Annotated in this window: 16 protein-coding genes; 11 read left to right on the top strand and 5 right to left on the bottom strand. The window is 64.3% G+C overall.

Features of this window, described 5'->3' with window-relative positions:
- Nucleotides 1–125 precede the first annotated feature (125 nt).
- Together ACOYYX_RS13795 and ACOYYX_RS13790 are read left to right on the top strand one after the other, a co-directional pair.
- Nucleotides 126–458: a hypothetical protein gene (locus ACOYYX_RS13795; RefSeq protein ID WP_422930480.1), complete on the top strand. Its 333-nt coding sequence runs from the start codon at nucleotides 126–128 to the stop codon at nucleotides 456–458.
- Between the two features lie 3 nt (nucleotides 459–461).
- On the top strand, nucleotides 462–1,589 hold the full coding sequence (locus ACOYYX_RS13790) for a histidine kinase dimerization/phospho-acceptor domain-containing protein (RefSeq protein WP_422930479.1): 1,128 nt from the start codon (nucleotides 462–464) through the stop codon (nucleotides 1,587–1,589).
- A 52-nt stretch (nucleotides 1,590–1,641) separates the two neighbouring features.
- On the opposite strand, the gene ACOYYX_RS13785 is transcribed toward ACOYYX_RS13790, so the two are convergent.
- Nucleotides 1,642–2,767 (bottom strand): IS3 family transposase gene (locus ACOYYX_RS13785; RefSeq protein WP_422923185.1). Its coding sequence is split into 2 segments (ribosomal slippage): nucleotides 1,642–2,485 and nucleotides 2,484–2,767, totalling 1,128 coding nucleotides; the frame shifts between segments, so codons are not numbered across the junction.
- A 38-nt stretch (nucleotides 2,768–2,805) separates the two neighbouring features.
- Here ACOYYX_RS13785 and ACOYYX_RS13780 point away from each other — a divergent pair.
- The 6 genes from ACOYYX_RS13780 to ACOYYX_RS13755 all read left to right on the top strand — a co-directional run bounded on the left by ACOYYX_RS13780 (nucleotide 2,806) and on the right by ACOYYX_RS13755 (nucleotide 13,331).
- The gene (locus ACOYYX_RS13780; RefSeq protein WP_422930478.1) at nucleotides 2,806–6,414 is read left to right on the top strand and encodes a PAS domain S-box protein; all 3,609 of its coding nucleotides are present in this window, start codon (nucleotides 2,806–2,808) and stop codon (nucleotides 6,412–6,414) included.
- A 505-nt stretch (nucleotides 6,415–6,919) separates the two neighbouring features.
- Nucleotides 6,920–7,378, top strand: a complete 459-nt coding sequence (locus tag ACOYYX_RS13775; RefSeq protein ID WP_422930477.1) for a hypothetical protein — start codon at nucleotides 6,920–6,922, stop codon at nucleotides 7,376–7,378.
- A gap of 67 nt (nucleotides 7,379–7,445) precedes the next feature.
- Nucleotides 7,446–8,558, top strand: a complete 1,113-nt coding sequence (locus ACOYYX_RS13770) for a DUF1559 domain-containing protein (protein ID WP_422930476.1) — start codon at nucleotides 7,446–7,448, stop codon at nucleotides 8,556–8,558.
- 440 nt (nucleotides 8,559–8,998) lie between these two features.
- The gene (locus ACOYYX_RS13765; RefSeq protein WP_422930475.1) at nucleotides 8,999–9,733 is read left to right on the top strand and encodes a hypothetical protein; all 735 of its coding nucleotides are present in this window, start codon (nucleotides 8,999–9,001) and stop codon (nucleotides 9,731–9,733) included.
- Between the two features lie 183 nt (nucleotides 9,734–9,916).
- On the top strand, nucleotides 9,917–11,272 hold the full coding sequence (locus ACOYYX_RS13760) for a TAXI family TRAP transporter solute-binding subunit (RefSeq protein WP_422930474.1): 1,356 nt from the start codon (nucleotides 9,917–9,919) through the stop codon (nucleotides 11,270–11,272).
- A gap of 415 nt (nucleotides 11,273–11,687) precedes the next feature.
- Nucleotides 11,688–13,331 (top strand): FAD-dependent oxidoreductase, encoded by a 1,644-nt coding sequence (locus ACOYYX_RS13755; RefSeq protein ID WP_422930473.1) that lies wholly within the window; start codon nucleotides 11,688–11,690, stop codon nucleotides 13,329–13,331.
- A gap of 72 nt (nucleotides 13,332–13,403) precedes the next feature.
- On the opposite strand, the gene ACOYYX_RS13750 is transcribed toward ACOYYX_RS13755, so the two are convergent.
- Together ACOYYX_RS13750 and ACOYYX_RS13745 are read right to left on the bottom strand one after the other, a co-directional pair.
- The gene (locus ACOYYX_RS13750; protein WP_422930472.1) at nucleotides 13,404–14,591 is read right to left on the bottom strand and encodes an SGNH/GDSL hydrolase family protein; all 1,188 of its coding nucleotides are present in this window, start codon (nucleotides 14,589–14,591) and stop codon (nucleotides 13,404–13,406) included.
- 193 nt (nucleotides 14,592–14,784) lie between these two features.
- Entirely contained in the window at nucleotides 14,785–16,200 is a 1,416-nt protein-coding gene (locus tag ACOYYX_RS13745) for a 3-keto-disaccharide hydrolase (RefSeq protein WP_422930471.1), read from the bottom strand.
- Nucleotides 16,201–16,581: 381 nt separating this feature from the next.
- Here ACOYYX_RS13745 and ACOYYX_RS13740 point away from each other — a divergent pair, with 381 nt between their 5' ends.
- The 3 genes from ACOYYX_RS13740 (at nucleotide 16,582) to ACOYYX_RS13730 (ending at nucleotide 18,266) form a co-directional block, all read left to right on the top strand.
- Nucleotides 16,582–17,121, top strand: a complete 540-nt coding sequence (locus ACOYYX_RS13740) for a hypothetical protein (protein WP_422930470.1) — start codon at nucleotides 16,582–16,584, stop codon at nucleotides 17,119–17,121.
- 219 nt (nucleotides 17,122–17,340) lie between these two features.
- On the top strand, nucleotides 17,341–17,769 hold the full coding sequence (locus ACOYYX_RS13735; protein ID WP_422930469.1) for a YciI family protein: 429 nt from the start codon (nucleotides 17,341–17,343) through the stop codon (nucleotides 17,767–17,769).
- Between the two features lie 65 nt (nucleotides 17,770–17,834).
- Entirely contained in the window at nucleotides 17,835–18,266 is a 432-nt protein-coding gene (locus ACOYYX_RS13730) for a YciI family protein (RefSeq protein WP_422930468.1), read from the top strand.
- An 88-nt stretch (nucleotides 18,267–18,354) separates the two neighbouring features.
- Here ACOYYX_RS13730 and ACOYYX_RS13725 read toward each other — a convergent pair whose 3' ends face one another.
- Both ACOYYX_RS13725 and ACOYYX_RS13720 read right to left on the bottom strand, forming a co-directional pair.
- A complete protein-coding gene (locus tag ACOYYX_RS13725; protein ID WP_422930467.1) occupies nucleotides 18,355–18,651 on the bottom strand; it encodes a MoaD/ThiS family protein in 297 nt (98 codons plus the stop codon).
- Nucleotides 18,648–19,763, bottom strand: coding sequence for a WD40/YVTN/BNR-like repeat-containing protein (locus ACOYYX_RS13720; RefSeq protein ID WP_422930466.1), 1,116 nt, complete (start codon nucleotides 19,761–19,763; stop codon nucleotides 18,648–18,650). Before ACOYYX_RS13720 ends, ACOYYX_RS13725 begins: the two co-directional genes overlap by 4 nt.
- Between the last annotated feature and the right edge of the window lie 34 nt (nucleotides 19,764–19,797).

Raw genomic sequence — 19,797 nt, 5'->3', positions numbered from 1 at the left:
CTACCCCTGCTTTGCGTCGAAGTCTCTCTTTTCAGGCCCCGAGACGCGGCCTGATCACGGTCTCTGGCACGGCAGATGCTGAGAATTTTCCTCGGACTACGAAACGGATCCGGCAGGCCAAACGTATGGATCAGAGCGATGCCTCGAGCCGCGTGGAAGAGCCTCCGACCTTCATCGCCGGAGGCGGCGAGATGGGGGAGCGGACTCGAGCATTCGACTGGAGCCGGACTCCGCTCGGACCGATCGAAGCCTGGCCGCAGTCGCTCGTCACGGTCGTGCGGGTCATGCTCAACTCGCGCTATGCCATGTGGATCGGCTGGGGGCCGGAGCTCACCTTCTTTTACAATGATGCCTACGCCTCGATGACGCTCGGGCCCAAGCATCCGTGGGCCCTGGGCAGATCGGCACGCGAGGTCTGGTCCGAGATCTGGTCGGACCTCGGGCCCCGCGCCGAGTAGGTCGTGGAGACGGGTCAGGCCACCTGGGATGAGGGGCTCTTGCTGTTCCTGGAGCGGAGCGGCTTCCCCGAGGAGACATACCACACCTTCTCCTATAGCCCGGTCCCCGACGACTCCGGCAACGTCGGTGGGATGCTCTGCGTCGTCACCGAGGATACCGACCGTACGATCGGCGAGCGTCGGCTCAGGACCCTGAGGGAGCTCGCGGCGCGGACGGCCGAGGAGCCGAAGTCCATCGACGAGGCCTGCCGGCGGGCGGTCGCCGTGCTGAGTGCGAACCCGCTCGACGTCCCATTCGCCCTGCTCTACCTCCTCGACGACGAGGGGCAAAACCTCCGCCTGACGGGCTCGGCCGGCATCGACCCAGAGACGAAGCTCAGCCCTCGGGTCGTCTCCATGCTCGACTCGGCGGCCCCCTGGCCTTTTCAAGGCGTGGCCGAGAGCGGGAGACCCGTCGAGGTCAACGGTCTGGCCAAAATATGCCCGCAGCTCACCGCGGGTGCCTGGCCCGAGCCTCCGAATCTGGCCATCGTCCTCCCGATGTCGAAGCCGGGTCAGACGCAGCTCGCCGGCTTCGTCGTCCTGGGGATCAGCCCGAGACGCCCGCTCGATGACGGCTATCGAGGGTTCGTCGACCTCGTTGTGGGCCAGGTCGCGACGGTCGTCGCCAACGCGAGGGCCTATGAGGAGGAACGTCGGCGCGTCGAGCAACTGGCCCGGCTCGATCACGCCAAGACGGCCTTCTTCAGTAACGTCAGCCATGAATTCCGGACACCGCTGACCCTCATGCTCGGGCCGGTCGAGGACATCCTCGCCGAGCCTCCCGACGATACGAGCCGCCAGGATCGCGAACGCCTGGAGGTCGTCCATCGCAACGGCCTGAGGTTGCTCCGGCTGGTTAATACCCTGCTCGACTTCTCCAGGATCGAGGCGGGTCGCGTTCGCGCGAGTTACCAGCCGACGGACCTCGCCACCCTCACGGCCGAGCTCGCCAGCGTCTTCCGATCGGCTTGCGAGAAGGCGGGGCTCGGGCTGGTCGTGGACTGCCCTCCCCTCGGCGAGCCGATCTATGTCGATCGGGAGATGTGGGAGAAGGTCGTCCTCAACCTCATCTCCAATGCCTTCAAGTGAGGTGGACCCCATTGTCTAGACCAAAAAACGGCGATCCTTCGCTACTGTCCAATCAGGCCGTCGTGGCTCTGTCCGCTCGGTAGACCGTCCCTGGAGTCCGGTACCCCAGGGATTCGTGGAGCCGATCCTCGTTATAGAAGCCGAAGTATCGCCTCAACCCTCGCTGCAGCTCCGGCACCGTCTCGTAGCCTTGGATGTAAATATCTTCGTATTTCACGGTCCTCCAGAGCCGTTCGACGAACACGTTATCCAATGCCCTGCCGCGTCCATCCATGCTCACGGCTATCCCGGCCGCCTCAAGCCTCCCGGTGAACGCCTCGGCCGTGAACTGGACCCCTTGGTCCGTGTTGAACACCTCGGGCTTCCCCGACCTCAAGGCATCTTCCAACATCTCCAGGCAGAAGGAGCCGTCCAGCGTGTTCGACAGCCGCCAGCCGATCACGTACCGGCTGTACCAGTCGATCACCGCCGCCAGGTACATGAACCCTCCACTCATCGGCACATAAGTGATGTCCGTGCTCCACACGTGGTCCGCTCGCCGGGCTTTGACACCTCGCAAGAGATAAGGGTAGATCTTATGGCCTCTCCCGGCCTGACTCAGCCTGGGCTTGGCATAGATCGCTTCCAGGCCCATCTTCCGCATCAGGCGCTGTACTCGCTTCCGATTGACCTCCTCACCTCGTTGTTCCAGCCAGGCGGTCATCTTGCGGCTGCCGTAGAACGGGCATGCCGTATATTGCTCGTCGATCAACCGCATCAGGCGCAGGTCCTCGGGCGACTCACCCGCAGGTCGGTAGTAGAGGCTCGATCGGCTCAGCCCCAGCAACTCGCACTGGCGGCGCACGCTCAACCGGGGATGATCCGGCTCGATCAAGGGCCTTCGGTCCTCAACTGAATGGGGCGACTTTTTTTTTCAGCCACTCGAGTTCCATCTTGAGGCGCCCGATCTGTTCGAAGAGTTCGGCCTGGCGTGCCTCGGCGTCAGCCGAGGCCGCCTTGGCCGGACTCCCGAAGACCTCCTCGGCACTGCTGATGAGCTGCTTCTTCCAGCCATGGATCGATGTGGGATGGACGCCATAGTGGCCGGCCAACTCGTTGATCGTGCGGTCTCCCTTGAGGGCCGCCAGGGCGACTTGAGCCTTGAACGCCGCCGTGTGGACTTGCCGCTTCCTCGCCATCCGTCCTCCTCCTCAGACCCGTCTGAGTAGCTTAACAGATGGTCCAGTTTTCGGGGTCCACCATAAAGTTCACGCTCCGGGGCGAGATCGCGGTCTCGCTGCACCTCGCCGAGCACGCGGCCGAACTGCGGGTCCGCGACACCGGGACGGGCATCCCGGCCTCGGAGATGCCCCGTCTCTTCGAGCGCTTCCATCGGGTCGAGAACGCCCAGGGGCGAACGCATGAAGGGAGCGGCATCGGACTCGCCCTCGTGCAGGAACTGGTGAGGCTGCATGGCGGAAGCGTCGTCGCCGAGAGCACTCTCGGAGAGGGCTCGACGTTCATCGTGACCATCCCGCTGGGGTCGAAGCACCTCCCCGCCGATCAGGTCGGGGCGGGGCGTACCGAGAGTCCTCTCGTCGGCGTCGAACTCGCCAATCCTTACGTGGAAGAGTCGCTCCGCTGGCTGCCCAACGCGGTGCAAGGCGCCGAGGAACGCGTGGTGCTCGAGGCGCGGCCCGAGCTGGTCGCGGGGCCGGGGGTCCGGACCTGGAGCCCCAACGAGTCTGAACGGCCCCGGATCCTGGTCGCCGACGACAACGCGGACATGCGGCAATACGTCGCGAGGCTCCTCTCCGACCACTTCCGGGTCGATGCGGTGGCCGACGGCGTCGCGGCGGTCGAGGCCGTCCGGCGGAAGGTCCCCGACCTGATCCTCTCGGACGTGATGATGCCCCGGCTGGATGGATTCGGGTTACTGCGCGAGATGCGATCCGACGCCAGGACGAGCTCTATTCCCTTCATCCTGCTCTCCGCCCGCGCCGGGGAGGAGAGCCGCGTCGAGGGCCTGCAAGCCGGGGCCGACGACTACCTCGTCAAGCCCTTCAGCGCCCGGGAGCTGCTCGCCCGAGTCTCGGCCCAACTGCAGATGGCCAGGATCCGGCAGGAGTCGAGCGAGACCCTGCGTCGGAGCGAGGAGCGGCTCCGGATGGCCCTCACCGCGGCGCGGATGGTGGCCTGGCAGTATGACCCGGGCCGAGACCAGCTCATCGCCTCCGAGAACGCTGCCGACGTCTTCGGGCTCACGACCGACTTCAGCCTCGAGACGAGCGCGGAGGGAGGTTCCCTGATCCATCCCGAAGACCTCGAGCGGCACATTAGCGAGTTCCGGAAGGTCGTCGCCGAAGGGGGGAGCTACTTCAGCCAGTTCCGAATGGTCCGGCCAAAGGATGACTCGGTGATCTGGCTCGAGGAGCGGGCGCAGGCCATCGGCGACCGCGAGGCGGGGACCTTCCAGGTCGTCGGCGTGGTGCTGGACATCACCGAGCGCAAGCGGGCGGAGATGGAGCTGCGCGACGCGAGGTCGCGCCTCGAATCGACGCTCGCGGCAGGCGAGGTCGGAACCTGGGAATTCGACCCCGTCAACGACGCCATGCACGCCGACCCGAACCTCGCGAGGATGTTCGGGGTCTCGGCCGAGGACGCCGCGGGAGGTACCAACCAGACCTACCTCCGGGCCGTCCACCCCGAGGACCGAAACCGGGTCTCCGAGATCATCAACCAGGCCCTGAATGTGGGCGAGGCCTACGAAGCCGACTACCGCCTGGTCGGCCCGGGCGGGTCGATCCGTTGGGTGATCGCCCGGGGGCGCGTCGAGCGCGACGAGGCGGGGAACGCGGTGAGGCTGCCGGGGGTCGTGGTCGATATCACCGCGCAGAGGCAGGCGGAAGAACGGTTCGCCCAGCTCGCGATCGAGACGGAGCGAGAGCGCAGGCTGTTCGACACGGTGCTGACCAGCATCCCCGACTACATCTTCGTCTTCTCGCCGGACGGGAGGTTCGTCTACGCGAACAAGGCCCTGCTCGACCTCTGGGGCCTCTCGCGCGATGAGGCGATCGGCAAGACCATGGCCGAGCTCAAATACCCCTGGGACGTCGAGGCCCAAATCCTTCGCGACATCGATATCGTCGTCGAGACGGGCCGAACGGTGGAGGACGGCACCTGGTACATGAGCCCCTCGGGCGCGACGGGGTATTACGAATACACGCTCGCCCCGGTCTTCGGCACCGAGGGGGACGTGGTCCAGGTGGCCGGGACCGCCCGCGACATCCTCGATCGCAAACGCGCGGAGGAGGCCGTCAGGCGCAGCGAGGAGAGGCTCCGGCTCATCGTCGAGAATGCCAAGGATTTCGCCATCATCACGCTCGATCAGGCGGGGGTCATCACCGGCTGGAACAGCGGCGCGGCGAACATCTTCGGGTATCAGGAAAGCGAGATCCTCGGTCGCGACGGCAGGATCATCTTCACCCCGGAAGACCGAGAACAAGGGCGTCCCGAATATGAGATGGAGCAAGCCCTGCAGACGGGGCGGGTCGAGAACGAGCGCTGGCACATCAACAAGGCCGGGGAACGCTTCTGGGCGAGCGGCCTGGTGACGCCTTTGAAGGACGGCGAGACTGCCGTCGGCTTCCTCAAGATCATGCGCGACATGACGGAAGCCAGGCGCTCGCACGAGATGCTGGAGAAGCAGGCCGAGGCCCTCCGCGAGGCGGACCGCCGCAAGGACGAATTCCTCGCGACGCTCGCCCACGAGTTGCGGAACCCCCTCGCCCCCGTCCGAAACGGTCTCCAGATCATGCGGATGGCCGGCGACGATCGCCGCGTGATCGACGAGGCCCGTACCCTGATGGAACGCCAGGTCTCGCACATGGTCCGGCTGATCGACGACCTCATGGACGTCTCGCGGATCACCCGAGGGAAGCTCAAGCTCCGCAGGGATCGCGTCGAACTGGCGACCGTCGTGCATAGCGCGGTGGAGGCCAGCCGACCTCTCGTCGAGGCGGCCGAGCACGAACTCGCGGTGACGATGCCCACGCGCCCCATCGTCGTCGACGCGGATCCGACCCGACTGGCCCAAGTCATCTCGAATCTGCTGAATAATGCCGCCAAGTACACCGAGTCGGGCGGGAACATCACCTTGGCCGTCGAGCGGGAGGCGTCCGACGTCGTCGTCACCGTCAGGGACAACGGCGTCGGCATCCCGGCGGAGATGCTGCCCCACGTCTTCGACATGTTCACGCAGGTGGATCGATCCCTCGAGCGCTCGCAAGGAGGGCTCGGGGTCGGCCTGACCCTGGTGAAACGGTTGGTCGAGATGCACAGCGGCTCGGTCGAGGCCCGCAGCGGAGGCCCGGGGCGCGGCAGCGGATTCGAGGTGCGGCTCCCACTCGCCGCAGAACTCGTCCCGGAGTCCTCTTCGGACGGAAATCCGAAGAATTCGAAGGCCGCGGTCAAGGGCCGGAAAATCCTGGTCGTGGATGACAATTATGACTCGGCGAAGACCCTCGCCAGGCTCCTGAAGATGATGGGCCACGAGGCGCGCATCGCGCACGATGGCGGTGAGGCCGTCACGCAGGCCGACGACTATCGCCCCGACCTCATCATCCTGGATATCGGGCTCCCCGTCATGAACGGCTACGACGTGGCCACGGCCATCCGTTCGCTGGACTGGGGGAAGAACATCTCCATCGTCGCACTCACCGGCTGGGGGCAGGAAGGTGACCGGCGGCGATCGCGGGAAGCCGGGATCGACCGGCATCTGGTCAAGCCCCTCGACCCGTCCATCCTCGAAAGCCTGCTCACCAACCTTCCCGAGTCGCGCCGGTAACCCCCGAGAATCCCCGTCGCAACTTGCCCGACATATCGATCGTACAGGGGATTACGACCTCGGCCCAAGCACGCTCACGAAACATTAGCAATTCCTTCGTCATACCATCTCGAAGCCAAATTATCATGTGAACCCCCTGAGGGGCCGGGGTGCATTGCGAGCAAGTGATCATAGGCGGAAAGGTCCCGGCGTTCATGAAAGCGGCGGGCTCCTCAGGTCCTGGCACCGATCCTGGCAGCCTTCCACACTCTGAAATCTTCCTTGATGATTGTACTTGGATTTTTATGAGGCCTTTATCGAACCCACGTGCGTTCCCGCCCGCCCCATGATCGTCCGGGAATGAGCCATCCCATCCACGGGACATCCACCGTCGATCGACACCGGACGCCCGGCAACAAGGCCGGGCTTTGCTCCACGGAGGAGCTTCCTCATAAAGCGAAAGATCATGCGGCCCCGACTGAGTTTGGTCGTTCGGATGAGGTTCATCTCACAGGAGTTTTGCAACATGCAACATGCTTCCTCGCGTCATCCAGGCTACCTCCGTGCAGGAATCCTGAATTGCGCGATGGTCGTGCTGGGCTGCCTGAGCGGTTGCGGAGGGTCTGACCTCCCCTCGGTCGGGGTGGAGACCTACCCGGTGGCGGGCAAAGTCGTCCGCGCCGATGGGTCGCCGCTCCCCGGCGGCATCGTCACCTTCGTCTCGAGCGACCCCAAGGCCCCGAAAGCGACCGGGCCCATCGCCGGAGACGGCACGTTCAGCCTCAACACCGAGGGCATCGCCCCGGGCGCCCCGGCCGGAGACTTCAAGGTCCGGATCGAGCTCGACCCCGAGGGAGACATGCGATCCCTCCAGTCGAAGCGAGGCCTGCCGTTCCCGGCGAAGTACATGAAAGAATCGACGTCCCTGCTGACTGCCACGGTGGAACCGAAGGGTTCCAACGATTTCACGTTCACACTCAAGTAAGTCATGTGTCATGACTCGTTGATTTGAGTCTGAAACCCCCTGGTTTGCTTTGGAGAACTTCCCCCCCATGAGTTCGTCCTCCCCTCTGCGCGCCCGTCGATCGGGCTTCACGCTGATCGAACTGCTCGTCGTGATCGCGATCATCGCCGTCTTGATCGCCCTGCTCCTCCCGGCCGTCCAGGCCGCTCGCGAGGCCGCCCGTCGCACCCAGTGCGTCAACAACCTGAAGCAGATCGGGTTGGCGCTGCACAACTACGAGAACACCAATAGCGCCTTGCCGCCGTCGGGCCAGGGCACGAACTTCTCCAACAGCCCGCCGAGCACGATCTTCGACGAGCCCGGCCTGTTCGTCCGCCTGCTCCCGTATCTCGAGGGGAGCAACATCTCGAACTCCTACAACTTCAGCCTGCCGTACACCCACACGTCGGGCTCGAACAAGACGGCATGCGGGACCGCCCTCAACGTCTACCTGTGCCCCTCCTCGGTCCGCGAATCGAGCGGCGGCATCGATAACCTCGACCCGGCCGAGGCCTCCCTGCCCGCGAACCTCCGGATCGGCTACGGCGTGCAGGATTACGGCGCGCCTTGCTACACCGACATCAGCGCCAACGGCACCACCGGCGGCGTCGGCTCGACGGCCATCACCCCCTACCGCAATAACCCCGACCGGGCCGATGGCCTGCTCAAGGTCAGCCAGACCCGCCTCTCCGAATGCACCGACGGCCTGAGCAACACGTTCGCCGTGGCCGAGGACGCCGGTCGCGACTCCCGCTACATTGCCAACACCCAGTTCGCCAACGGCAACAGCTCGTTCGCCGTCAAGATCGCGGCTCGCGACCAGTACTTCGACGCCGGCCTGCCCCGCCGCTTCTGGCGCTGGGCCGAGGCCGACGGTGCCTTCGGCGTATCGGGCCAGATCAACAACAACAAGTCGCGGATCAACCTCGCCCGCTACTCGACCTCGTACCCCGCTGCCGGCGTCGACCCGGCCGACGGCCTCAACAAGGTCAACAACAACGCCGCCAACAACGACGAGATCTTCAGCTTCCATCCCGGCGGGGCCAACATCCTCTTCGGCGACGGCAGCGTGAAGTTCCTCAAGGATTCGACCAACGTCGTCATCATTCGAAGCCTCGTCACCCCCAAGGGCGGCGAAGTCATCTCCGCCGACGCGTTCTGACGACGCCCTGCCCGACTCCTCGATGCCGTCCTCAATGCCCCCAGGGTGGGGCGGTCAAACCCCGCAGCTTCACCATCTGGGCGAAAACCGGCCATCTGCGAGCAATCGCGGGTGGCCGTATTTTTTTGCGCATGGAGGAAATCGTGACGTCAGAACCTTTGATCGCTTTACGGACCATGATGGCTGAAACTATAAGAGACCACCCGAGTTCACAGCGTTCACGATCGAGAAGCCTCGATTTCAAGAGGGGATGAACCCTCGCTCGGCGGAGCTTTCAGGGACCTGGGCTTGCTGGGCAAACTGGGGCCTCGCCGACGCTCGACAGGGACACGGAGGTCTCGGCCCTCCCTCTCCACCATCGCGCCCCGCCTCGCGCCGTTTAATGACTCAGCGATATGGCAGAAGCCATGCGGCACAAATAATAAGCAGGAAATCCTTTCATGAGTCGAATCGACCTCGAAATTTATAATGAAGCGACCGGTTTCATGATCACGTCGAAATGCCTCTGCGGCCGAGATTTCTCGGATATCGACCCGGATGAGCCGGAATGGCTCGACGCGATCAAAGAAGGGATCTTCCTCCCTTTCGAGTTGGTGCAGGACGACTCGTTCATCATCCGAGTCGTGCTCGACGAGGAGCTATCGCCCCAGGAGCAGGAAGAGTGGGTCGCCTGCAGCGCGCATAAACTCCGCATCCCCGACGGCAAGCTGGCGATCATCGGCGGCGGTGTCGAGTACCTCTGGGGCGAGGACATGGACGAGTTCTCGCGTTTCCTCGAGGTCCCCCGGGGCGATTACCTCGCCGAGGTGTACACATACTTCCATGGGGCCAACGGCTCCTACTGCCTCAACGAAATCGATCCGAACGAGCCGATCGGCGCCTACTTCCGTCACACGAGGCCGGATCAGGCGTTTCCACTCTGGCTCCGGAATGAGTGCGCGGAGGATCCGGACCTGGACCCGGGGCACCAGTCGGAGTGGGAGGGCGTTGAGGTCGACTACGACACCGTCCAGCCGCCATATCTCGGGTTCCTCGTGCGACTCTCACCCCTGGTAAGACGCCCGGCGATTCCGGCCATGGAAGACGGCTGGTTCGAGGCGAGCAACGGGGCGAGGAAGCCGACAGCTTGCCCGCAAGGCATCGTGGCCGAATACCTCAAGCCCGCCGAGGATTGAGACGATCCACGGATCCCGTGCCGGTAGCTCCGGGCCGGACCTGCGGAGTCTTGGCGATCGGGCAGGCCCGCGACGACCGCCCGCTTGCTTCGCGTGGGATTTTGTTGATAATCCGGCCTCGACGTGCCCCCGGGTGGGTGGATCAACCTGCGCCGGATGCCTTGAGATTCAGGAGATCGGGTCGTGCCCTCATCCCGACCAAGAGTGGCGCCTCCGCGGCCGCGCCGCCAGAGCAAGTTCGCGCTGATCGTCTGGTTCTGGATCGGCGGGATCTGCCTCACCGCCCTCGTGGCGACGTACATGACGTTCGTCGAACCGCCCCCACCGCGCAAGATCGTGATCGCGAGCGGCGGGAAAACCGGGGCCTATTACCACTTCGCGAACCGGTACGCGGAGGAGCTGCGTAAAGTCGGCCTTTCCGTCGAGGTACGCGAGACGGCCGGCTCGGTGGAGAATCTGCGATTACTGGGGCAGGACGACTCGGGCGTCTCGGTCGCCATCGTGCAAAGTGGGGTGGCCGGCCCGGAGGATGTGAACCAGTTCGCCGCGCTGGGCAGCCTCTACCGAGAGCCCCTGTGGATCTTCTATCGAGGGGGCAAGACGATCGACCGCATCGCCCAGCTCGAGGGCAAACGGGTGGGCATCGGGCCGGAAGGGAGCGGTACGAACGCCATCGCCATGCGGATGCTGGCGGTGAATAACCTGGACAGAACCGACGGGTCCACCAGCACGCCCCGCATCACGATGGTCAAGGACAGCGTAGCCAAGGCCGCCACGTCCTTGCAGAATGGGGACCTCAACGCCGCCTTCTTCGTCGCCGCCTTCGAGGCCGACTATATCAGCAAACTGCTGAACGACCCGGCCGTCAGCCTCATGACCTTCGACCAGCAGGAAGCCTATCGCCGCCGGTTCCGCTTCCTGTCCCCGGTCACCCTGCCGGCAGGCCTCGTGAACCTGAGCGCGAACGTCCCGGGCAAGGACATCGCGCTCCTGGCCCCGACGGCGATGCTGGTCGTCCGCAAGGATTTCCACCCGGCCTTCGTCCCCTTGCTGCTCGCCACCGCCACGCGGATCCACGGCGCAGGCGATGAGTTGTCGGAGCCCGGCGAGTTCCCGTCCGAGTCCTACTGCGACTTCCCCGTCGACGACGAGGCCAGGCGTTTCTACAAGTCGGGCCAGCCGGTCCTGCAACGGCTCCTGCCCTTCTGGCTGGCCTCCCTGGCCGACCGCGCCAAGGTCATGCTCATCCCGCTCGTCATGCTGATGATGCCCCTCCTGCGGGCGACCCCGCCTTTGATGCGTTGGCGCACCAGGCGCAAGATCTACCTCTGGTATTCGGTCCTCCGCGAGATCGACCAGAACCTCGTCATGGGCCTCTCCGGCTCCGACCTGGAACATGAACTCGCGAGGCTGAGGGACATCGAGCATCAGTTGGCGTTCGTCGACGTGCCCCTCAGCTACATGGAGGAGTGTTATCAGCTTCAGCTCCACCTCGGCATGCTCAAGCAGAAACTGCTTGAATTGCAATCACGGAGCTGATCCGCACCTCCGACTCACCGAAACGCGGGACTTCGCCTGATCACGAAGCCTCGGCTCCAAATTTCAGGCCTGGGACGGTTCCTCATGGAATCGTCCCGGGCCGTAACTCCCGGACCAAGCCCTCAAGTCCTCGCGTCCGAATTCATCCAGATCCAGCACTCTGCCGGATTGTCCGAGCCGTACCGTCTCTCCCTCCACGGCACGACCGCGGCTAGCCGACGCATCAGAGCATCCTCGCATGACGCGTAATTACTCCGGCGCGAGGGGGTCCTCGCGATCCTCTTCGATTTCCGGGGGATGTCCAGGTTACCTGAAGTAAGGGGTTGACGACGCGTTCGGGGACGAGAGACGATCGCAGGCTGGATGGTTATCGAGGTCGTTGGGCCGGCGGATCGCATTCCGGGAGATCGAGGCCGTGTTAAAAGTGGATTATGTGCACCAACTCGCGTTCCCCAAGCTCAGCGGCGACGAGGTCGAGTTGCTGGCCGGCCTCGCGGAAGTCTGCACCTTCAAGGACGGCGAGACGATCTTCCAGGCAGGCCAACGCGGCGTGCCCTTTTACGTGGTGAGATCGGGCGAGATCGCGATCGTCGACGAGACCAACGAGGACTCCCGGACGATCGTGATCCACGGCAAGGACGAGTTCACGGGGGACGTCTCGCTCCTGACCGACCGGCCCGCGGTGATCTCGGCCTATGCGAAGGGGGACGTGGAAGCCTACTGCGTGAACCAGGCGGATCTCCGACGCGTGATCCAGGAACTCCCCGAGCTGAGCGACAAGCTGCTTGAGGCCTTCCAGACGCGCCGGTTGATGCTCGAGCGTTCCGGATTCGTCGGCGTGCGGGTCTTCGGGCATCTCGGCGACGCGGACCTGACCCTGATCCGTGAATTCTTCGACAAGAATAAGGTTCCGCATACCTGGATCGACGTCGACGAGCCCGAAGGCAGGGCCGCGATGGAGGCCCTCGACGTCACGCCGGAACAACTCCCGTTCGTCTCCTGCAACCGGGGGACGCGCTCGCCCCGACCGACGGTGACGCGGCTGGCCGAATGCCTGGGGTTGAAGCGTCAGATCCGCACCGAGCCGTTCGACCTCGTGATCGTCGGCGCCGGCCCGGCGGGCCTGGCGGCGGCGGTCTATGGTGCCTCGGAGGGGCTCTCCACCATCGTCCTCGACCGATTCGGACCGGGCGGGCAAGCCGGGACGAGCTCGAGGATCGAGAACTACATGGGCTTCCCCGCGGGCCTCTCGGGGGCGGACCTCGCCAACCGCGGATACCTGCAGGCCCTCAAGTTCGGCGCGGAGTTGGTTGCGCCGGTTGACGTGCAGTCGATGACCACCGAGGGGAAGATTCACAAACTGACGCTCGACGACGGCCAGGTCGTCAGCGGGCGTACCGTGCTCATCGCGACCGGCGCGAGCTATCAGCGGCTCCCGGTGGAGGGGTGCGAGCGTTGGGATGGCGCGGGCATCTACTACTCATGCACTTCGGTCCACGCCCGCTCCTGCCGGAGCAGCCGCGCCGTAGTGATTGGCGGCGGGAACTCGGCGGGGCAGGCCGCGATGTTCCTCGCGGATAACACCGCGGGTGCCGCCCTGCTCTTGCGAGGCGGCGACATCCGCAAGAGCATGTCGGATTACCTCGCCCGGCGGATCGAGAATCACGACAAGATCGAGGTCATCCACCACGTCGAGGTCGACGCCATCGCGGGCGAGCAGGCCCTGAAGGGGCTCAGGCTCCGAAACGTCCGTGACGGGAGCCGGCGCGATCTCGAATGCGCGGCGGTCTTCGTCTTCATCGGGGCCCAGCCGAGGACGAGCTGGCTGCCGGCTACCGTCGAGGTCGACCCCAAGGGGTTCATCCTCACCGGAGCTGATGCCGCAAAGTCGAAACACTGGCCCCTGCCTCATCGCGAGCCTTGCACCGTGGAAACGACCTGCCCCGGAGTCTTCGCCGCCGGGGACGTCCGCAGCAACACGACCAAACGCGTCGCCTTCGCCGTGGGCGACGGGGCGTTGGCCGTTACTTGCGCCCACCGCGTCCTGGCCGAACTTTGATGATCGACAGGCAATGATTCTCGAGGCTGACGCGAATTCGGTCTCGTCAGCCTCGAGGCCGCATCAACAAGCTCAAGGCCTGGCCGCTGGCATGAGGGCCGGGTCGACCAGCAGCCCCAGAATCGTCTGTGCGTAGACCCGATGGCCGAAGTCGTCGGGATGGTTCACACCGTTGCCGGTCATGTCGACGTGCCGCTTGCGGACCATGAACCGCTGCCAGACCGACGTCAGGTCGGCCAGGGCGATGCCAGGTCCCTCGAACGAGGCCAGCACATCGCCGTAGACGGGGAACATCTCCGCGGGGGTCGCGACCCAATCCGGATTACCGGTCATGGTGGCGACGAGGATGATCTCGGTCTCGGCGTTGGCCTCGTGGATCTTCCGGATCATCGTCTCGATGTTCGCGCGGTAGGCATTGGGATTCTTCGCGCCCACGTCGTTCATGCCGTAGGCGATGATGGCGAGGTCGGGCTTCGCCTTGATGACTCGCTGCACGTCGTCGGCGCCGTTCTTCGAGGACCAGCCGCCGACGGCGAAGTTGTGCAGGGTGACCTTACCCCCGTACGTCGCCTCCAACTGGGCCGCGACGAGCGTGGGATAGGGGGGCTGGAACGGGGTCGTCTTGGTGAACTCCGAGGCGTTGTAGCCTTCGGAGATGCTATCGCCACTGACGGCGATCGTCACGGGCTGCTTCTTCTTGAGCTTCCCGATCGTCCGAACCAGCGTCTCGGCCGCGAACTCCGGTCGATAGGCCTCCCACTTCGGGGCCTTGGGCACATACGTGACTTCCACCTGGAGGTCGTGGAAGTAATGCGCGTTGTCGAACATGACGCTGGCCTCGGGATGCCCTGCCCTTGAAGCGATGCTCATCAAAGCACCCTTGGCGGGAAAGAGTTCCGCTTCGCCGATGAACCGGATCCGGGATCCGGCCGGCAGGACGAGACCCGAGCCGTCCGGCGAGACCTCGAAGTCACGCCCGCGCTGGAACTCCTGTGAGCGATTCGCGGCTCGGACCGAGAGGATCTTCTCCACGTCGTAGAGCAACCTGGCCGAGGGCCCCTTCTTCCCCCCCGCGATGAAGAGCAAGGTCTCTCCATGAACGGTCGAGCCGGTCCAGGGGCCTTCGAGCAGGTGGAGTTCGGGGAGTCGCTCTTTCAGCGAAACGGGGGGAGTCACTCGACCGGCGGGCTGTGCGATGGCCGAGCTTTGGCACAACGCGAAGGCCAAAGCACCAAGCGAAACGGAACGACGGAGGTTCATGAGCCGGCTCTCAGGTGGGCGGTAAGTGTACGGACCAAGAGGAAACTATCAATCAAAATTACTAATGACTCGCACATCAGACAATACAAACACATCTCAACACATCGTTGGCCAGACCATGCAAATCGACCGATACCTGATCGCATCACTCCTGCCGAAGGCTGGCCCCGGCAGGAGTGGGAGAAATCTCGTTTCAGACCGCGTCGGGGGTCCGTGGGCGATCCTGGCCTTGCGGGGCGACCTTGGGGGCATCCGATGGGATGGGCGCCTGGTCGGGCTGGATCAGGGGGAGGTCATCGGGCAGGGGCTTGAGGAAGAAATCCTTGTACCGGATCGACATCGGCGGCCCGACGTGGACCTGGACGGCGAGGACGCCCTCGAGCTTGCGTCCCTTCTCATCCAGGTCGATCAGATCCACGGTGGGCTGGCCGTCGATCCAGTGCCTGTGGTGGTTGCCCTCGACCAGAACTCGGTAGTCATGCCACTCGCCCGGCTTGAAGTCCTTGAGCGGGAAGCGGCCGACCGACCAGGGCTGACCCTTCGGGTCGATGATGACCTTCTCCCCCGTGTGAGAGAGGATCCGGCGCCCGCGCTCCTCATAAAGCATGCCGTTGTAGTCGGGCCGGTTCGCGACGACGTCGCACTGGTAGCCGGTGACGACCGACTCGCCCAGGTCGGGGCGCTCGGTGCCGCGATATTGCAGGCCGCTGTTCCCGGTCGGCGAGACATTGACCTTCACGCGGAGCTCGAAATTCTTGACCTTGCCCCCGCGCCAGGTGATGAAGCGATTGTACTTGAGCGTGCCGTCGGCCTTGCCCACGAGGCAGCCATCCTCGGCCGACCAGTACTGCGGGCTCCCCTCCCAGCCCGAGAGGTCCTTGCCGTTGAAGACGGCCTGGAACCCCTGGGGAATTTCGGATGACGTCACCTCTTCGCCCGCGCCGAGTTCCCGGATCCGGACGTTCCGCCAGCGGACCTCATAAGGCCCCGTCCCGGCGGCGATCCCGTGGACCTGGAGCCCGATGAAGCCCTGGGTGTCCATATCATCGGTGAAGTCGATCACGGCCTTGCCATTGACCCAAGAGCGGTAACGATTGCCTTGCACGACGATGCGGTAGCGGTTCCAGTCGTCGTCGCGGAAGGCGTCGGCGGCGTCGGGATTGATCTCGGCGAGCCACTTCCCACGCCTGCCTTCGTCGTAGAAGCGCCCGGCCGTCCCGGTATCCTTGCGGGCGATCTCGCATTGGGGACCGTAGACGACCCCGGCCCTGGCGCGTTTCGCCTCGTCGGGATCATCAGCCCGGTAGACGTGGCTGCGGACCTGGACGCCGGAGTTGAGCGCGGGGTCGCACTTGACCTCCACCTCGAGTTCGAAGTCCTTGAAGTCCCCCTTGCACAAGAAGGTGTTGGGGCTTCCCTCGACGGTCGTGCCGACGATCGTCCCGTTTTCGACTTTATATGTGGCGGTGCCGCCGTTGACCTTCCAGCCGTCGAGCGTCTTGCCGTCGAAGAGGTCCTTCCAGCCCGGATCCGCGGCCATCCCGGGTCGGAACGGCATGAAGCCGAGGAAAAGCGTCGCGAAGGCGATCAGAAGCGATCGGTTGGGCATGGGCAGGAACTCCGTTGTCTTGGCACGACCCTGGGTCTTGCGAGGTTGACCGATTGTGCCGCCCCCCCTGACCTGCGTCAACCGTCGAGTCGGTCCTGGCCCAGGAGGAACCTTCCTGAAAGAACGAAGCCCAGGCAGTTGATCGAGGGAGGCCGGCAATTCCAATCTTCTCGTGCCCGCGAAATCATGACATGGTATCGACGAGACCTCGGGAATGGGTACTGGCGCGATTTGATTCCACGAGGCCAACACATGCCCGCTTGCGTCGAGCGGCAAGCACAAGACAAGCAATGCAATTCATCACCCAACTATTTTCATTCGATGATTGAACCCCTGAATTGGCATCGATCGGCCAATTCCACCAATCCGGGTATCTGTACGATGAAGCTCGAGCACTTCAACATCATCTGCAACGTGATCCAGTCATTGGGCGCGACCGCGACACCCCTGGTGGTCGCGATCATCGGGGCGAGATACATCCGCCGCCAGTCGCTCCACGAGGCGTCCATCTCGGAGAAGGCCAAGCATTACAGCGTGATCTGCCCGCTCATCAACCGCATCTATTCGTACCGGCTCATGGTGGGTGACTTCCTTGAGCGCAAGCCCGAGGAGATCTTGAAGGCCAAGCGGGAGGCGGACCACGAATTCTGGGCCTATCACTACATCTGGTCCGAAGCCTTCATTGCCAATTATAACGAATTCATGGATGAGAGTTTCTCGACCTTCGGCAAGCACGGCACGAAGGCTCTGATCAATGCGGAATCACATTACTATCCGATCCAGCCGGAGCCGAGCCCCTCGGGCTCGAACGTCCCGGCCTGGCAAGGGTTCTCCAACAAGCCGGTCGATCGGGCGCAACTCGCGAACCTCTATCGCAAGATAGGCGACTCGATCTCGAACGACCTCGGCATGCGAAGATGAACATCCGACACGTCGCCACCGCGAGGGTCGTCGGGCATGGAGCGAATCGACCCACGGCCAGAACGCCATTCTCAACGCGCCCAAAGACTTGCGTCAATCTCGGAAAATATTTCGAGGCCGCTGTCGATCGCGGGCATCCCCGATCGACGAGTCTGTGAACGTGAGTCATGCCGGCGAGAGCCGCCGCGAATCCTCAGACGGATGGAAGGACGGACGACGATGCGATTCATGATGCTGATGATCCCCAAGGGATACGAGACGGCCGCTGCGGGGACCATGCCGGAAGCGGAGGCCGTCGCGGCCATGATGAAGTACAACGCGTCGCTTCAGAAGGCAGGCGTCCTCGTCACGCTCGACGGCCTCCATCCCCCGGCTATGGGCGCGAGGGTCTCGTTCGCGGGCGGCAAGCCGAAGGTGACCGACGGCCCTTTCGCCGAGGTCAGGGAAGTGCTCGGCGGCTACTGGATGATCCGGGTCAACTCGCGGGAAGAGGCCATCGCGTGGGCCTCGAAGTGCCCGGCCGGCGAGAACGAGATCATCGAAGTCCGCCAGGTCCAGGAGTTCGAGGACTTCCCCCCAGACGTCCAGGACGCGGCCGCCGGCTTCACCGAGATGCAGGCGGACCTGAGCAAAGCTCCTTACGCCTAAAACACAAATATTTGCAGACATCACGGCTCGAACAAGAATTCACTCCACTCAAAGGGGAACACGCGATGCGATTCATGGTGATCGTCAAGGCGAGCAAGGATTCCGAGGCTGGCGTCCTTCCGGACGAGAAGATGCTGACCGCGATGGGCAACTACAACGAAGAGCTGGTCAAGGCCGGGGTGATGGTCACCGGCGAGGGCCTGCACGCCAGCTCCAAGGGGGCTCGTGTGAGGTTCTCGGGCGCAAAGCGGTCCGTGATCGACGGCCCCTTTGCCGAGACGAAGGAGCTCATCGCCGGCTTCTGGATCTGGCAGGTGGCCTCGCTGGCCGAGGCCATCGAGTGGCTCAAGAAATGCCCGAACCCCCACAATGACGATTGCGAGGTCGAGATCCGCCAGATCTTCGAGGCCGACGACTTCGGCCCCGCCTTGACCCCGGAGTTGCGAGAGCAGGAAGATCGACTCCGCCAGCAGACGGCCGAGAATCTCAAGTCCTGACCTCAGATCGCTGTCCTAATCGAAAACGCAACGAACATCGGCGAGGGGGATGAACCTGTTCATCCCCCTCGCCATTCGTCGTTTCGTATCAACCCCCGGAGACGGCACCGACGACGAGGAAGGCTTCCCGGCCCGAGATCACCTCCTCGGGGAGCAGCGAGTCGGGAGGCTCGAAGGAGAGGTCCCGCTCGCAGGCGAAGAACCGCAAGAAGGGCCTCCGCTTCCTCGTGGTATGGTCGCGGATCGCCCCTTGCAGCATGGGATAATCGGCCTCGAGCGCATCGAGAACCGAATCCTGGGTCGCCCGGCCATCGACGCGGATCTTCACCTCACCCTGGACGCGGGCGATCGTCCTCAGGTGAGACGGCAGCACGACTCGTATCATGGGAGTGTCTGGACCTCGACGGAGAGGACGGCAGGGAGGTCGCGGACGATCGGGGACCAGTTATCCCCAGAGTCGGCCGAGACATACACCTGGCCGCCGGTGGTCCCGAAATAGACGCCGCAGGAGTCGAGCGAGTCGACGGCCATCGCGTCGCGGAGCACGTTGACGTAGCAATCTGACTGGGGCAGCCCCTTCGTCAAGGGTTCCCACTCATTGCCGCCGACACGGCTCCGGTAGACGCGGAGCTTGCCCTCGGGCGGGTAATGCTCAGCGTCGCTCTTGATCGGGACGACGTAGACCGTCTCCGGCTCGTGTGCGTGGACGTCGATCGGGAACCCGAAGTCGGTGGGCAGGTTGCCGCTGACCTCCCGCCAGGAATCGCCGGCGTCGTCGCTCCGCATCACATCCCAATGCTTCTGCATATAAAGCACGTTGGGGCGAGAGCGATGCAGGGCGATCCGATGGACGCAGTGGCCGACCTCGGCGTTGGGGTCGGGGATGTGCTCGGAGCGGAGGCCTCGGTTGATGGGCCGCCAGGTCGCGCCGCCGTCATCGGTGCGGAAGACGCCGGCCGCCGAGATCGCGATGTAAATGCGCTCGGGATTGGTAGGGTCGAGGACGATCGTGTGCAGGCCCATCCCACCGGCGCCCGGCTGCCAGCTCGCCCCGGAACCGTGGCCGCGGAGGCCGGAGAGTTCGTGCCAGGTCTGCCCGGCGTCGGTCGAGCGGAAGAGCGCGGCGTCCTCGACCCCGGCGTAGACGATGTCGGGGTCGTGGAGCGAAGGTTCGAGATGCCAGACCCGCTTGAATTCCCAGGGGTGGGGCGTGCCGTCATACCACTGGTGCGTGCCGGGGACGCCGTCGTAGAGGAACTTGTTGCCGACGGTCTCCCAGGTCTTGCCCCCGTCGTCGGAGCGCTGAATCATCTGGCCGAACCAGGCGCTCGACTGCGAGGCGTAGAGCCGGTTCGGATCCGCGGGCGAACCCTTGACATGGTAGATCTCCCAGCCACCGAAATGAGGCCCGCTGACCTCCCAGCGCTCGCGGCGGCCATCCGACGTGAGCACGAAGGCCCCTTTGCGCGTCCCGACCAGTACTCGAACTCCACTCATGCCGTCATCCTTTCCGAGCTTGAAGGGGAGAGAA

Origin of the sequence: Singulisphaera chitinilytica (genome assembly GCF_049331405.1) — a bacterium.
Lineage (GTDB): Bacteria > Planctomycetota > Planctomycetia > Isosphaerales > Isosphaeraceae > PoT.
Note: the sequence above shows the minus strand (reverse complement) of the source record. Positions and strands in the feature narration are given on the sequence as shown.